At 53.5% G+C, this 14,612-nt stretch carries 14 protein-coding genes; 6 read left to right on the forward strand and 8 right to left on the reverse strand.

What is annotated here, in order from left to right:
• The first annotated feature begins 154 nt into the window (after positions 1–154).
• From ABD949_RS20480 to ABD949_RS20490, 3 genes are all read left to right on the forward strand, one after another.
• A complete protein-coding gene (locus tag ABD949_RS20480; protein ID WP_345246477.1) occupies positions 155–1,261 on the forward strand; it encodes a hypothetical protein in 1,107 nt (368 codons plus the stop codon).
• A 12-nt stretch (positions 1,262–1,273) separates the two neighbouring features.
• Positions 1,274–3,577 carry a nitric-oxide reductase large subunit gene (locus ABD949_RS20485; protein ID WP_345246479.1) on the forward strand — a complete coding sequence of 768 codons (2,304 nt, stop codon included), beginning with the start codon at positions 1,274–1,276 and terminating at the stop codon, positions 3,575–3,577.
• A gap of 229 nt (positions 3,578–3,806) precedes the next feature.
• On the forward strand, positions 3,807–4,238 hold the full coding sequence (locus ABD949_RS20490; RefSeq protein ID WP_345246481.1) for a response regulator: 432 nt from the start codon (positions 3,807–3,809) through the stop codon (positions 4,236–4,238).
• Positions 4,239–4,260: 22 nt separating this feature from the next.
• Here the strand turns inward: ABD949_RS20490 and ABD949_RS20495 are convergent, their stop codons facing one another.
• From ABD949_RS20495 to xylA, 4 genes are all read right to left on the reverse strand, one after another.
• Positions 4,261–5,355: an endo-1,4-beta-xylanase gene (locus ABD949_RS20495; protein WP_345246483.1), complete on the reverse strand. Its 1,095-nt coding sequence runs from the start codon at positions 5,353–5,355 to the stop codon at positions 4,261–4,263.
• A gap of 69 nt (positions 5,356–5,424) precedes the next feature.
• Entirely contained in the window at positions 5,425–6,387 is a 963-nt protein-coding gene (locus ABD949_RS20500) for a transketolase family protein (protein ID WP_345246485.1), read from the reverse strand.
• 88 nt (positions 6,388–6,475) lie between these two features.
• Positions 6,476–7,348: a transketolase gene (locus ABD949_RS20505; RefSeq protein ID WP_345246487.1), complete on the reverse strand. Its 873-nt coding sequence runs from the start codon at positions 7,346–7,348 to the stop codon at positions 6,476–6,478.
• A 70-nt stretch (positions 7,349–7,418) separates the two neighbouring features.
• Positions 7,419–8,768, reverse strand: coding sequence for a xylose isomerase (gene xylA, locus ABD949_RS20510; protein ID WP_345246489.1), 1,350 nt, complete (start codon positions 8,766–8,768; stop codon positions 7,419–7,421).
• A gap of 263 nt (positions 8,769–9,031) precedes the next feature.
• Here xylA and ABD949_RS20515 point away from each other — a divergent pair, with 263 nt between their 5' ends.
• Positions 9,032–9,718: an NUDIX hydrolase gene (locus ABD949_RS20515; protein ID WP_345246491.1), complete on the forward strand. Its 687-nt coding sequence runs from the start codon at positions 9,032–9,034 to the stop codon at positions 9,716–9,718.
• 72 nt (positions 9,719–9,790) lie between these two features.
• Here the strand turns inward: ABD949_RS20515 and ABD949_RS20520 are convergent, their stop codons facing one another.
• The 4 genes from ABD949_RS20520 to ABD949_RS20535 all read right to left on the reverse strand — a co-directional run bounded on the left by ABD949_RS20520 (position 9,791) and on the right by ABD949_RS20535 (position 13,737).
• Complete coding sequence (locus ABD949_RS20520; RefSeq protein ID WP_345246493.1) at positions 9,791–11,170, reverse strand: serine hydrolase domain-containing protein; 1,380 nt, start codon at positions 11,168–11,170, stop codon at positions 9,791–9,793.
• A 171-nt stretch (positions 11,171–11,341) separates the two neighbouring features.
• Positions 11,342–11,641, reverse strand: a complete 300-nt coding sequence (locus tag ABD949_RS20525; RefSeq protein ID WP_345246495.1) for a winged helix-turn-helix domain-containing protein — start codon at positions 11,639–11,641, stop codon at positions 11,342–11,344.
• Positions 11,638–12,261, reverse strand: coding sequence for a hypothetical protein (locus ABD949_RS20530; RefSeq protein WP_345246497.1), 624 nt, complete (start codon positions 12,259–12,261; stop codon positions 11,638–11,640). Before ABD949_RS20530 ends, ABD949_RS20525 begins: the two co-directional genes overlap by 4 nt.
• 72 nt (positions 12,262–12,333) lie before the next feature.
• Positions 12,334–13,737, reverse strand: a complete 1,404-nt coding sequence (locus tag ABD949_RS20535) for a glycoside hydrolase family 140 protein (protein ID WP_345246499.1) — start codon at positions 13,735–13,737, stop codon at positions 12,334–12,336.
• Positions 13,738–13,808: 71 nt separating this feature from the next.
• Here ABD949_RS20535 and ABD949_RS20540 point away from each other — a divergent pair, with 71 nt between their 5' ends.
• Both ABD949_RS20540 and ABD949_RS20545 read left to right on the forward strand, forming a co-directional pair.
• Positions 13,809–13,970 (forward strand): hypothetical protein, encoded by a 162-nt coding sequence (locus ABD949_RS20540; protein WP_345246501.1) that lies wholly within the window; start codon positions 13,809–13,811, stop codon positions 13,968–13,970.
• On the forward strand, positions 13,967–14,590 hold the full coding sequence (locus ABD949_RS20545; protein WP_345246503.1) for an RNA-binding domain-containing protein: 624 nt from the start codon (positions 13,967–13,969) through the stop codon (positions 14,588–14,590). The genes ABD949_RS20540 and ABD949_RS20545 overlap by 4 nt, the downstream gene beginning before the upstream one ends.
• Positions 14,591–14,612: the final 22 nt, after the last annotated feature.

Below are 14,612 nucleotides of genomic sequence, written 5' to 3' on the forward strand. Positions count from 1 at the left end.
CGTAATAAGCTAATTCATCGAATCTATGCCGTAGTAAAGCGGGGCAAAAAATATGACAAATTTTATGCCTCAACTCTTGCATAGATCATAGAAATCCGCCCGGCTAGCATCGGAATGACAAAACCACTCAATCATTCAATCACTCATTCACTCAATGAAAGTTCTCCTCCTTCCCTTCGCCATCCTCTCACTGGTCGTCGGCCTGCTCACCGGGCTGGTCCGGCTGGGCTGGGCGATTCCGGTGACGGAAGCGGCCGGGCAGCACGGCGCGCTGATGGTGGGAAGTTTTCTGGGAACGCTCATTGCGCTGGAGCGGGCGGTGGTCTTTAAAAATCGCTGGGCGCTGCTGGCTCCGGGGATTAACGCCCTGAGCCTACCGGCCTTTCTGCTGGGTCAGCCGCTGGTGGCGCAAGGGCTGCTGTTGATGGGTAGCCTGGGCATGGTGGTGATGACGTATCTGTTCATGACGCGCTATACCGAAAAATACTACTACCTGCTCTTCGGGGGTAGCATATGCCTGGTTATTGGCCATGTGTTGCTGCTCCAGACGCATTTTTACCCCATTGCTGTGCCCTGGTGGATTGCCTTTCTGTTGCTGACCATCACAGCCGAGCGGCTGGAACTAAGTCGCTTTCTGCCTGTTAAGCCCTGGCAGCGAAATGGCCTGTGGGGGGCCGTTGGGTTATTCCTGGTCGGGGTTATGCAACCCTTTCACGGGGTCGGACAACCCCTCACCGGTGCTGGTATGCTGGCCATTGCCGCCTGGTTGCTGCGGTTCGATATGGCGTTTAAATCGATCCGTAAAGCCGGTCAGCCCCGTTACAGCGGCACGCTGCTGATTATCGGCTACGGCTGGCTGCTGGTCAGCGGAGGGTTGTTTTTGATCTCAAGCCAGCACCCACTCTGGTACGATGCCGCGCTGCACAGCTTTTTCCTGGGCTTTGTGTTTTCGATGATTTTTGCCCATGCACCCATCATTCTGCCGGGTGTAATGGGGCGGTCGGGTGTCCTTTACCACCGGAGCCTCTACATCTGGAGCGTACTCAGTTCGGTGGCGCTGGGTTTGCGGCTGGCCGGTGCCTGGCTGGAGTGGCCCCAATTGCGGTCCGTTAGCGGGCTGCTGCAATCAATTGTAATTATTCTCTTTTTCATAACCATACTCCTCCGTTTGTGGCGTACCCGTCTGCCGTCGGTAAAACCGCGAACCGGCGTTCCGGCGGCAAACGTTCCGGCGTTCACAGAACGGGTGAGCCGTACTTAACCAATTACCGCTATGCGATACAGAAAACTTTGGCTTGGTTTTGCCGCCGTTCTCATCGGCTCATTTGCCGTACTCGGCTATTTTGGCTCGGAAATTTACCGCCAGGCACCGCCCATTCCCGATAGGGTTGTCACGACCTCGGGACGGGTGTTGTTTACCGGCGAAGACATCAAAGACGGACAGAATGTCTGGCAGTCGATTGGTGGACAGGAGTTGGGCTCTATTTGGGGCCATGGCGCGTACGTAGCCCCAGACTGGACCGCCGACTGGCTGCACAAAGAAGCCATGTTCATCCTCAACTCGTGGGCCGAAGCCACCAAAGGCAAAGCCTACGCGGACATCGATGCGGAAACTCAGGCGATGCTGCAAACCCGTCTGCAAAAGCTGATGCGGAAGAATACGTACGATGCCGGCGGCCAAACCATCACCGTTCCGGATGTACGGGCGGCCGCCATTGACGACGTGAGCCGTCATTATACCGGTCTCTTCACCAACGACCCGGCGCTGGAGGCTTACCGCGATGCTTACGCCATTCCGACGAACAGCATCAAAGACCCGGAGCGGATGCGTAAGATGAACGCTTTTTTCTTCTGGGCGTCGTGGGCCTGCGTGACGGAGCGTCCGGGTCAGGCAGTTTCGTATACTAACAACTGGCCGGCCGAGACTCTGGTGGGTAATCGCCCGAGCAGTGATCTTATCATCTGGACGGGCTTCAGCGTCATCGTCCTGCTGGCCGGTATCGGACTGCTGGCGTATTATTATGCTGCCAATAAAGAAGAAGAACTGGATGTAGCGAGTCTGCCGAAAAAAGATCCGCTGCTCGGTTTAGCTTCTACGCCATCCATGCGGGCTACCTTAAAATATTTCTGGGTAGTGACCGCGCTGATTGTGGTGCAGGTTATGCTGGGTGTGGTAACCGCCCACTATGGGGTAGAAGGGCAGGCGCTCTACGGCTTTCCGCTGGCCGAGTACCTGCCCTACTCCATCTCCCGGACCTGGCACGTGCAGATTGCCATCTTCTGGATTGCCACCTCCTGGCTGGCCACGGGGCTGTACATCGCTCCGGCCGTATCCGGCTATGAGCCAAAGTTTCAGCGGCTGGGTGTTAACTTCCTGTTCGGGGCTTTGCTCGTCATTGTAGTTGGGTCGCTGGCCGGTCAGTGGTACGGGGTGATGCAGAAACTGGGGCTGGTCGAAAACTTCTGGTTCGGTCACCAGGGGTATGAGTACGTGGATTTGGGTCGCTTCTGGCAGATATTCCTGCTGGTGGGCCTGTTCCTGTGGCTGTTCCTGATGGGCCGGGCCATTATGCCGGCGCTGCGGGCCAAAACCGAAAGCCGCCACCTGCTGACCATGTTCCTGATTTCGTCCATTGCCATTGCTTCTTTCTATGCCGCCGGGCTGATGTGGGGCCGGCAGACGAATCTGGCCATTGCCGAGTACTGGCGGTGGTGGGTGGTTCACCTGTGGGTAGAGGGTTTCTTTGAAGTATTCGCCACGGTGGTCATTGCCTTCCTGTTTGTGCGGCTTGGCCTGCTGCGGACGGGTATCGCTACCGGCACGGTCCTGTTCTCGACCATCATCTTTCTGTTCGGGGGTATCATCGGTACGTTCCACCATCTGTACTTCTCCGGCACACCGACGTCGATCATGGCGCTGGGGGCAACCTTCAGTGCGCTGGAAGTAGTGCCGCTGGTGCTGATCGGGTTCGAGGCTTATAACAACCTGCAGATCAGCAAGTCGACCGAATGGATCAAAGCGTACAAGTGGCCGATCTACAGCTTTGTGGCGGTGGCGTTCTGGAACCTGGTCGGCGCGGGTATCTTCGGCTTCCTCATCAACCCGCCGATTGCGCTCTACTACATGCAGGGGCTGAACACCACACCGGTACACGGCCACACTGCCCTGTTTGGCGTGTACGGGATGCTGGGAATCGGGCTGATGCTGTTCGTGCTGAAAAGCATGTCGGCCGGGACGGTCTGGAAAGATGGCGTTATCAAGTTTGCTTTCTGGTCGATCAACATTGGCTTAGGTCTGATGGTGCTGTTGAGCGTGCTGCCTATTGGATTGATTCAGACCTGGGCTAGTGTGGAGTATGGCTTGTGGTATGCCCGCTCTATGGAGTTCATGCAGACCGACACCATGGAGATTCTGCGCTGGCTGCGTGTGATCGGTGATACGGTATTTGCCGCTGGTACACTGGCTTTGGGCTGGTTTGTGCTGGGCCTGCATACGGGCTGGTCGGTAGAGAACGAACCGTTCCAGCCGGTACGGGATGCCGTCGAAAAGCAGACTGACGAAGAGGTTCTTCTCTAAACGTATATAGGATTTTACACACGAAATCCCGGACTGATCAGTCCGGGATTTCGTGTGTACTACGTTTATAAGTGCCTGATATATAGAGGATTGACCGAAGTGAGATGATCTTTTGCTTTTAACAGGCTTTTAACGAACGTTTATACTTAATTTAATATGGGAGAGGATCATACCAGGTAGCTTTGTTTACGGTTTTTTAAACAGGTTCTACCATTCACCAAAAGAGCATATGGCTGATTCACACCCCATCCTTGTCATTAGCACGAATCCAGCGGATCGGTTTCAATTACGGGAGGCTTTCAGTAATTATGGCATTGTAAGCCGCCATTTATATACAGAAGTTGACTCAGTTGTGGCCAATTACCTGGATAATTTTCTGGAGCACTTCCTGGCTCCGCCAAAATTAGTGCTGCTTAATCTGGATATAGCCTATCAGGCCTCACTAAGCATTTTGGCGTGCATCAAACAGCATCCGCTCACACAGACGGTTCCGGTGATTACGTACGGTCAGCACAGTGCTCAAACGGTCGTGAAGCTGGCGTATGAGCAAGGTGCATCGGCTTACCTGGTAAAACCAGCCAACTGGTCCGTGCTGGTCAGTACGATTCTGAACAACTGGGGTCATTGGTCGCTGCTGCCAGGCGTTCAGACTCTCAATTAACAAAACGACGTAGGCTTGACCATCAGCGTTTGAAAGTCACTACTCGTTCAAACGCTTTCTTAGGCTGGCCGTTCTGATCGAACAGCAGGGGGTAATCCTTGCGGCCCGGAACGGGAAAATTATCCAGCCAGGAGTAGCGGTCCGACAGGTTCCAGAAGGTAACGCCAGTGACCTTGTCGCGGTGTTTGCGGAACGTATCGAACAGCATCTTGTAATGAGCGGCCTGCTTCTCGTTCATCTCGGCGGTAAATTCGCTTTTGTCGGTATCCCGGCGCTCCCGGCGCTCGTGCTCTTTAGGATATACCGATACGTCGAGTTCGGTGATCTGCACTTTTAGGCCCAGGCCGGCAAATTTCGTGATTGACTCTTCGAGCTCCCTGGCCGTGGGTTCGTAGATAGACCAGTGACCCTGCAGACCTACTCCGTGAATAGGCACACCTTTCTCTTTCAGCTTCTTCACCAACTGGTAAATGCGCTCCCGCTTCGAGGCATTTTCGGTATTATAGTCGTTGTAAAACAACTGTGCCGCCGGGTCGGCTTCGTGGGCGTACTGAAACGCTTTTTCGATGTAATCTTCGCCGATGATCTCGTAAAACTTTGACTTGCGGTAGATGTCGGGACCGGCATCCGGGACGGCTTCGTTCACCACGTCCCAGGCGTAAATTTTGCCCTTGTAACGCCCGGCTACGTCGCTGATATGCTGTTTCAGCCGGGCCAGCAGCACCTCCCGGCTCACCTGTTTGCCCTCCGCATCCGTAAAGAACCAGCGCGGGGTCTGGTTGTGCCAGCAGAGCGTATGACCGCGCAGTTTTATGTTGTTCTGCTGGGCAAATTCGGCAATGGCATCGGCATCTTTCCAGTTGTATCGGTTCTCCTCCGGGTGAATCGGCCCCATCTTCATGGCATTTTCGGGCGTCATGCTGTTGAACTGGGCTTTGATCAGTTCGGCGTCCGGACCGGGCTGCACCATCCGCGGATTTACGGCCACCCCCACGGGGAAATAGTTTTTATAGGCTTCTTTCAAGGTGGGCAGCGCCGGCTGACTGACCGGCTGCCAGGTTGCCCCAAAAAAGGAAAGGCTGGGAATCAGAATGGTTAATCCAATTAACTTTTTCATGACTGATGATTGAAAAGGGTTTAGAACATTCGGCAAATTTAGTTCGGAAAACACCACTGCCCGAACTGGCTATGGCAGTTGCTTTCGTTGCATAACCCGTCTGGCAGCCTCCACGATATGCGACGCACTCAGCCCGTATTTCTCCATCAACTGGGCGGGTGTGCCTGACTCACCAAAGGTATCTTTCACGGCAACATACTCAATCGGAGCCGGTAACTTCTTGACCAGCACCTGAGCAATTGAGTCACCCAAACCGCCGTTTTCCATATGCTCTTCGGCGGTGACTACGCAGCGGGTTTTGGCCACCGATGTCAGCACGGCTTCTTCGTCGAGGGGCTTTATGGTGTGAATATTGATCACTTCCGCGGCTATGCCTTCGGCTTCCAGTGCTTCAGCCGCCTGAATGGCCTCCCAAACCAAATGACCCGTGGCGAAAATGCTTACGTCAGTGCCTTCGCTAACCAGCCAGGCCTTACCGATTTCGAACGGCTGGTCGGCATCGGTAAACACCGGGATTACCGGCCGTCCGAAGCGCAGGTACACCGGACCTTCGTGGTCGGCAATAGCGATGGTGGCCGCTTTGGTCTGATTGTAATCGCAGGGGTTGATCACGGTCATGTTTGGCAGCGCCTTCATCATGCCCAGGTCTTCCAGAATCTGGTGGGTGGCACCATCTTCGCCCAGGGTCAGGCCGGCGTGCGAGACGCAGATTTTGACGTTCTTATTGGAATACGCCACCGACTGCCGGATTTGGTCGTACACACGCCCAGATCCGAAATTGGCAAACGTGGTGGCAAACGGAATCAGCCCGTTCAGGCTCAGCCCGGCCGAAACGCCGATCATGTTGGCTTCGGCAATACCACATTGAATAAACCGGCCGGGATTTTCCTGAATAAAGGTATCCAGTTTGAGCGAGGCCACCAGGTCGGCGCACAGCGCCACAACATCAGGGTTACGCCGGCCCAGCTCGGCCATACCCGCACCAAATCCGGAACGGGTATCTTTCTTTTCGGTGAAGGTGAATTTTTTCAAAATCGTAAAAAGTGTATGAGCGAAAGAGTCAATGAGCGAAAGAGTGTTTCGTTACGCTCTTTCGCTCATTAACTCTTTCGCTCTTTATTTAATAATCTCCCAGCGTCTCCGGTAATTGCGCCAGCGCATCGCTCAACTGATCGTTGTTAGGGGCGGTGCCGTGCCATTTGTGGGTGTGCATCATAAAGTCGACACCCTGACCCATTTCGGTTTTCATGATAATGCAGATGGGCATACCCTGACCGCAGGCCTGGCGGGCTTCGGTCAGCCCCCGGTTGAGGTCGTCGTAGTGGTTGCCGTCCATCTGGATGACATGCCAGCCGAAACTCCGGTATTTCTGGCCCAGGTCCCGGTTGTCGAGTACGCTGGTGGTTGGACCGTCGATCTGCTGTCCGTTAAAGTCGATGATGGCGATCAGGTTGTCAAGCCGGTTATGGGGCGCAAACATAGCTGCTTCCCAGACTTGTCCTTCCTGCTGCTCCCCGTCGCCCATTAGCACAAACACCAGGTTAGGGTCTTTACGGATTTTCTTACCGTAGGCAGCCCCACAGGCCACCGAAAGTCCCTGACCGAGCGAACCCGATGCGATGCGGATGCCCGGCAGGTGTTCCGCCGTAGCCGGGTGCCCCTGAAGTCTCGAATTCAGCTTGCGGAAGGTAGCCAGTTCCGACACCCGGAAGTACCCACGACGGGCCAGTACAGCATAGTAGAGTGGTGATATATGCCCGTTGGACAGAAAGAACAGGTCTTCGCCGGCTCCGTCCATGTTGAAGACCACCTGACCGTCGGTATCGGTTTTGAGGTTCATCTGCTCAAAAAACAGGCTCACAAGCAGGTCGGCGCAGCCTAACGAGCCGCCGGGGTGACCCGAGGCTACCGCGTGAACCATGCGGAGAATATCCCGGCGTACCTGCGAGGCAATGGCAGTTAGTTCGGTGGTTTGAGTTGTTTCGGTAATCATGCGATGGGAGAAGCGTTTGGGTATTGGGCCAGAATAACCGTTTCAGTTAAAAACTTCATGGGGTTTACGGTCAGATATACTGGTTGATCAGACTTTCCAGCCACTCCTGTTTGCCGCTGCGCATCGGCGGTTCACCGTTCTCCAGAGTGTAAGCCCGCAGGTCTTCCAGCGACAAATTGCCTGCTTCAAAGGCCTTTCCCTGCCCGTTATCGAACGATGCGTACCGCTCAGCCCGGAATTTCAGGTAATCGGATTCCCGCAGCAGCCGGTCGGCCACGATAAAGGCACGGGCAAAGGCATCCATGCCGCTGATATGCGCCACGAACAAATCTTCCGCGTCGGTCGAGTTCCGGCGCACTTTCGCGTCGAAATTAATCCCACCGGGTCTGATGCCGCCGGCCTGTTGAATCACCAGCGCGGCTTCTACCAGTTCATAGAGATTGATGGGGAACTGGTCGGTATCCCAGCCGTTCTGGTAATCACCGCGGTTGGCATCAATGCTGCCCAGCATCCCGGCATCAGCCGCTACCTGCAGTTCGTGATCGAACGTATGGCCGGCCAGGGTAGCGTGGTTCACTTCAATATTCAGTTGAAAATCCTGGTCCAGCCCGTACTGACGCAGGAACCCGATCACGGTTGCGGCATCAAAATCATACTGGTGTTTGGTGGGTTCCATGGGTTTGGGTTCAATAAAGAACGTGCCCTTGAAACCCTGCTTGCGGGCATAATCGCGGGCCATGGTCAGGAACCGGGCCAGGTGCTCAATCTCGCGTTTCATGTTGGTGTTTAGCAGCGACATATACCCTTCGCGGCCACCCCAGAACACGTAGTTTTCGCCATCCAGGGCGATGGTGGCATCAATGGCGTTTTTCACCTGGGTACCTGCATAAGCCAGCACGGCAAAATCCGGATTGGTCGAAGCGCCGTTCATGTACCGGGGGTTAGAGAAGACATTGGCCGTTCCCCACAGCAATTTTACGCCACTTTCCTGCTGCTTTTGCCGGGCGTATTCGACGATAGCCTGCAGCCGCTGCTCGTATTCGCGGGCCGATGAGCCTTCGTCGACCAGGTCGATGTCGTGAAAGCAGTAATAGGGTGCCCCAATTTTGGTGAAAAACTCAAAGGCGGCATCCATTTTATGCCGGGCTCTGGTCAGCGCATCCGGGGCCTGGTCCCACGGAAACTGACGCGTGCCGGGACCAAAGGGGTCTCCGCCGGCTCCGCAGAAGGTGTGCCAGTAGCTGATGGCAAAGCGCAGTTGTTCGCGCAGGGTTTTTCCCCCGACAACCAGCTCCGGATTGTACCATTTAAAAGCCAGCGGGTTTCGGGAGGTGGGGCCTTCGTAACCAATGGCGTCTATTCCTTTAAAGTATTCGGTCTCGCCCAACGTGATGGAGGGTGCCTGGGTAAGCGTTGACATACGGCTGAATGAATTTATGTGTAACGGAATCGGGTTCGTCGTACCTGGAAAAGCCAGTAACAGTGATGTTGCCTGGTGTTAAATGTTATAATGACATTTAATATTAGGTGTAAAGGTGACACATAATTTTGATATGTCAAACAGACACTTAATTATTTTTTGTAGAAGGACCCGATTGCTAAAATTCTGGCAACTCATTTTTACCTTAGCAAGTGCGAAAGTGTAATCCTCATCGACCTGATATGATCCGTACCCACCCCCACATGTTAGCGCAATACAAACAGCAGCATCCTTATTTAGTAGCCCTGGATTCTATAATTCTGGGTTTCGACGGAGAGACCCTCCGGGTGTTGCTGGTAAAACGGGGGGTAGAAGAAGAAACGTGGTCGTTGATGGGCGGGTGGCTTCAGCCCGATGAAACGCTGGATCAGGCGGCCAACCGGATTCTTTATGAGTTGACCGGCCTGACCAACGTATACCTGGAGCAGCTCCATGCCTTTGGTGATCCGCACCGCGATCCCATCACCCGGACCGTCTCGGTGGCGTATTTTGCCCTGATCAAGGTGGCCGACGACGAATCCAGGCTTTCCGATGCCTACCAGGCCCAGTGGTTCTCCGTGTATGACCTCCCGCCCCTGTTGTTCGACCATGCCGACATGGTTGAGCTGTCCATTAAACGGCTGCGCTACAAGGCCGCTCACCAGCCGATAGGCTTTGAGCTGATGCCCGAAAAGTTTACGATTCCTCAGCTCAAGAAACTGTACGACGCCATTTACAACACCGATTTCGACAAGCGGAATTTCAGCCGCAAAATTCTGTCGACGGGTCTGTTGATCAAACTCGATGAAAAGCAGAAGGGGTATTCCAAAAAAGGGGCTTTTTACTACCAGGTAGACAAAGCAAAGTACCAGCAGGCCATCGAATCGCTGTTGAGCTTTATTGCCAACTAACGGTAGCAGGCCAAAACCGGCTGTGCGATCCTGTGATGCTTTCGCTTACTTCCTGATTATTTAGGATGACCGTTAGTTTTCCTTCGTCAGCACCCTTTCCCGACCGTTCCGGAGTAAACGCATCTGGCTTTGGGCGGCATCGAATGTGATTACGATTCCCGCCGATTCAATTTTAAACGTATCCTGTGTCGTCGGTTCGAGCGGAATCGCGGATTGCCCGGTCATCTGAACGAAAAGTCTGGTATCGTCACGGGTGACCGTAAATTTTACGGGTGCGCCGGGGCTGGAATACACGCCGACATATTGTTCCAGCACTTCCGGGCTAATCCTGATTGATTCGAACGTAGGAATGGTAAAGGGTTTGTTGTAGTAGATGTCGAAAATACCGTCCATAATATTGGATACCGGATATACCTTGGCGTTTGTGGCGTAGGCGACGGCCAGCTTTTCTTCCGGCAGGTAAACCAGCCACGACCCAAAGTTGTCGATCCCACCGGTGTGCCCATAGAACGTTTTGCCGTTGTAGGTAAAGGGTTCCATGGCAAACTTGTTCTGCTTCATCTGGCTCAGACTTTCCTGCGTAATTATCTTTCCATCGAACAGGGCCCGGATGAAACTGGCCAGGTCGTTGGGCGTTGAAATCAGGAACCCCGACCCAAAGAGAAGACTTATATGGGTTTCAGGCTGCTGTTCCCAGTCGCGGCCGTATTTATAGGAGAAACTTTCATCGCGATCCAGATCAATAGGTCCGGTCCCGGGGTAGGTATCCTTTAACCCGATCCGGGAAGTGATCCTTTCCTGTAGGGCTAGCTCGTAGGATTTACCGGTCACTTTTTCGACGATCATGCCCAGCACCACATAGCCGGAATTACTGTAGGCATACCGTTCGTCGGGCGCAAAGTCAGGCGTGCTTTTCGCGATTATGGCGAGCAGCTCATTCTTTGAGATTGGCCTGAACCGACTGGCCCGAAACGCCGGAATATTCATTACATCCTGAATACCGCTACGGTGCGCCAGGATATGCGCAATCGTGATTCTGTTGGCGTTCGGAATCTGCGGGAAGAAGCTGTTCAGGGTATCGGTCAACTTCATTTTTCCTTCTTCCACAAGCTGCAGGATCATGGCGGCCGTGAACATCTTGGTGACAGAGCCGACCCGGAATCGGGTTGCGGAGGTCAACGGTTTCTTTGCCGTTCCGTTGATGTGGCTGTAACCGATGGCGCGGGTGTAAAGAATGGTCCCGTCTTTGGCAATGGTCAGGCTCCCCATCGCTTTGTTCCTGTCGGCGAGCCGGTCAAAAAACTGGTCAAGTTTTGCTTTATCCAGCGGCTGGGTATAGCCCGTCGCAGAGAGCGCCGATAACAGGACAATGGTAAGGAATAGTGCTGATGCTTTGATTAAACCGCGAAGGTGTCTGGCCGAAACTTCGTTGTGAGTTGATAGTGTCTTCATCGCTTCTGGTGATTTGTGGTTTGATAATTGTGCCATTAGGCTGCCTGCCGGTTATAGTGGGCAGCATATGTAATTTGTAAATAAAAAGAACTTTGTTTTACAAAGTAAATAGATAAAAAAATGGGAGCTTGCTGAGTTTGCGTGAACAGGTTTCTGCTTCTGTAATCATCATTATTTCTGGGAGTTGATTAGTTGTTCGAGTGCTTTAAGATGATCCTCAAACGCTATTTTTCCTTCATTGGTCATGAAGTAGGTTGTATTCGGTTTTCGGCCGACAAATGATTTAGCTACCCCGATAACCAATTCTTTTTCCAACCCTTTAAGGTGGCTTGCCAGATTTCCATCTGTCACAGCAAGATATTCCTTGAGTGAATTAAAATCGAGCTTGTCATTAACAGCCAGCGCCGACATGATGCCGAGCCGGATTCTGCTTTCAAACGCTTTGTGTAATCCATCGATTGCTATTTTCACGTTTCGTACCGGTAATGCATATAAATGCCATAAACAATATGGATGATTCCAAATCCTAAAGCCCAGCATAACAATCCATACTCCACATAGTATGTGCTAATCAAGCCCAACCCGATCTGAATAAGCCCTAAACTTTGCACTTCCCTGTAGGTGAAGTTGCCGGCATTAAACAAGGCCAGGCCGTAGAATAACAGCGTAACCGGGGCCAGCAGTCCTACCAACCCTTTGGCAATCAGGATGAGCGCCAGGAGTCCACCAACAATAAGTGGGACCGCCATATTGATCAGAAGCCGTTTCGTAATGGCATTCCAAAGTTTTTCACCTCGTTTGGCGGCTTTCCTGACGGAAAGGAAGACGGCCGTACCGATAGCCAGTAGCAGTACGATGGTGGCTAATAAAATTATGTTCCCTAAGCCGGCAGCTAAACCTGCTGAAGGGAGACTGTAAATGATTTTATCCGGATTAAACGAAAGAAATGTATAAGCAACATAGGCTCCCGCCAGGGCATACAGGCCCGCCATGATACCTGCCCAACCGGAGAGAGACAAAAATTTGGAAGATCGCTCCATCATGGAACGTATCTCGGCTATATCCCGAATATAGTCTTTATTTTCTTTCATTTAAAAGTACTTTGCGTTTCAAAGTTAATCATAGCCTTGTATTACACAAGCTCAGGCAGAGAATTTTAATACTTACCTGGTGGCTACCGGCATGGGGTAATTCTTACCGGCATCGTCCAGCACCAGCACCCAGTCCTGCCCGTAACCGCTGGTAGGTGGGGTAAAGGTTTGCCGGCCCTGATTCGGGTAGGTGGCCAGTGCTTTGGCTTCGCCTTTACGCGGGTCAAACCAATGGGCATTGATCTGGCTACCGGTCAACTTCCCCATCTCAACCGAAAACGGCTTGCCGGTCGCGGAATAAATAAACGCGTAGTCTTTGCCGCGGGTAGCCTGAATGCGTTCTGCCGGGTTCATGTTGTTTTCCACAATCAAGGTCTGATCCGGAACGCGATCCAGCAGCGGGCGCGATTCCAGCAGACGGCGAACATGCTTCATCTGGTTCGCACCCGGCAGATCCAGCGCGTCGTACCAGTAGAAATGAGGGCCATTGACGGCCTCCCGGTTAGGTCCGTACATCTGCCAGATATCGTGGCAGCCGTAGGTATGCCCGTGTGCGCCTGCGAACAGATCGAGGTAGGCATACTTGCGCACATCATAAGCGTTGGAGGTACCCAGGTCTTTTGCGTTAAAGCAGACGGGGTGGTCTTCGTAAATCGGTTCGGCGTCCATAACCGGCTTAACCGGCGTTCGCTGGTACACGGCGGCAATGCGGTCGTAAACGGGTATATCACGGCAGTGACCGTTTTGAAACATATTGAAGTCGAGCCACTGGTCATTGTGGAACCACTGCGACGAGCCGCCGTACGGAACATTGCCGGTAGGCTGGGGATGAAAGCTGAGCAGCGCTTTGTCGTGTCCGCCAACTCCTTCGACTACCCCCTCGGCCATGGCCCGCCACACGGCCACATCACCATCGTTGCGCGGGTTGCGGTCGCCCCCCATAATCCAGATGATGTTGGACCGGTTCCGGTACCGGTTGCCGATCCATTTACCATAGGCGCGGGCGTTGGTGGTATTGAAGATTTCCGGGCCTTTACCCCAGGTCGATTTGAATAGCTTATCGCCCCAGGTGGGCAGCAGGCCCACCGCAATGCCGTATTCAGCCGCTTTGTCAACTATATAATCAACATGCTTAAAATAGGCTTCATTCGGTTTGGTGGGGTCGTTGTTCAGCAGCGGCTTGTCGCCATTGGCATTGGGGGAATCAAGTCCGTCGAGTTCCGCCAGCGCCACGGCCTGAACAACCGTGAATCCCTGTTCGGCGCGTTTTTTCAGGTAACGGTCGGCTTCGTCGCGGTTAAGCCGGTGGAACAGTTCCCAGGCCGTATCGCCCAGCCAGAAAAAGGCGGTACCGTCCTGATGAACCAGGTACCGCTGGTTGTCCGACACGCGCAGGCGTCCGTGGGAGAAGGGAGTCTGGGCCAGCGTCCATCCGCAGGTGGCGAACAGGCCGGCCGTGATCAGCCATTTTTTCATAGGAAAGGGTCAGGATTACCGGTCAGATCGGTTTTGAAAAAGCAATTTGCCGCCAAATTAAGATATTTGCAATGATACCTGCCATTTTTGCCCGTCGTACCAGATCGCTGCTTTACCGGTCGCTACCCATTGCCTGCCTGGTTTTGGGTGGCGGTGACCATGGCCCGGTTTTGTTACGTTACCGAACGGTCGGGGATAACCAACGCCGGGTAGTTGTCGTTATCTGTGTATGAAAAGCAGCCTAAACGATCTGATTGCGCAGGGGGAAGGTGTCCGCCTTGAATTTAAAAGTTCGATATCCACGGCTGCCCGCATTGCCCGGACGCTGGCGGCCTTCGCCAATACCGCCGGCGGTACCCTGCTAATCGGGATTGGCGATGACGGACGCGTAACGGGTGTTGAATCAGAATACCGGGAAATGCAGAAGATCGAAAAGGCCACCGATTTTCATGTTGACCCTGCCCTCCTGGTGAGTTATGAAAAACTCGCTGTGGAAGGAAAGCATATTTTGGTGATTGAAGTAGCTGAAAGCACCGACAAACCGCATTACGCCATTGATGAGCAGGGGAATCGAACCATTTATGTACGGTCCCGTGATAAATCGGTGCCGACCAGCAAGCTGATTTTGTCGCCGGCGCTTACCGACACGCAATTGCTACAGTCGCCAATGGTCCGGACGCTGCTGCAGTTTTTGCGGAAAAACGATACCATTACGGCCGCAAAACTGGCCCAACTGGTCAATATATCTGACAGCCGGGCCAACAAGCTACTGCGTCAGCTAGCCGAACAGGGGCTATTGCTGATGATCGACCGGCCGCGGCCGGTGCGCTATTCGCTGAAGGTCTCGGAATAATGAAGTCAGGATTTGGGATTGG

The organism is Nibrella saemangeumensis (assembly GCF_039541915.1).
Lineage (GTDB): Bacteria > Bacteroidota > Bacteroidia > Cytophagales > Spirosomataceae > Nibrella > Nibrella saemangeumensis.

Excerpts from the sequence above, each read along its gene's own strand:
- ABD949_RS20480 (WP_345246477.1), top strand. The coding sequence starts at position 155 with ATGAAAGTTCTCCTCCTTCCCTTCGCCATCCTCTCACTGGTCGTCGGC.
- ABD949_RS20485 (WP_345246479.1), top strand. The coding sequence starts at position 1,274 with ATGCGATACAGAAAACTTTGGCTTGGTTTTGCCGCCGTTCTCATCGGC.
- ABD949_RS20490 (WP_345246481.1), top strand. The coding sequence starts at position 3,807 with ATGGCTGATTCACACCCCATCCTTGTCATTAGCACGAATCCAGCGGAT.
- ABD949_RS20495 (WP_345246483.1), bottom strand. The coding sequence starts at position 5,355 with ATGAAAAAGTTAATTGGATTAACCATTCTGATTCCCAGCCTTTCCTTT.
- ABD949_RS20505 (WP_345246487.1), bottom strand. The coding sequence starts at position 7,348 with ATGATTACCGAAACAACTCAAACCACCGAACTAACTGCCATTGCCTCG.
- xylA (WP_345246489.1), bottom strand. The coding sequence starts at position 8,768 with ATGTCAACGCTTACCCAGGCACCCTCCATCACGTTGGGCGAGACCGAA.
- ABD949_RS20515 (WP_345246491.1), top strand. The coding sequence starts at position 9,032 with ATGTTAGCGCAATACAAACAGCAGCATCCTTATTTAGTAGCCCTGGAT.
- ABD949_RS20520 (WP_345246493.1), bottom strand. The coding sequence starts at position 11,170 with ATGAAGACACTATCAACTCACAACGAAGTTTCGGCCAGACACCTTCGC.
- ABD949_RS20530 (WP_345246497.1), bottom strand. The coding sequence starts at position 12,261 with ATGAAAGAAAATAAAGACTATATTCGGGATATAGCCGAGATACGTTCC.
- ABD949_RS20535 (WP_345246499.1), bottom strand. The coding sequence starts at position 13,737 with ATGAAAAAATGGCTGATCACGGCCGGCCTGTTCGCCACCTGCGGATGG.
- ABD949_RS20540 (WP_345246501.1), top strand. The coding sequence starts at position 13,809 with ATGATACCTGCCATTTTTGCCCGTCGTACCAGATCGCTGCTTTACCGG.
- ABD949_RS20545 (WP_345246503.1), top strand. The coding sequence starts at position 13,967 with ATGAAAAGCAGCCTAAACGATCTGATTGCGCAGGGGGAAGGTGTCCGC.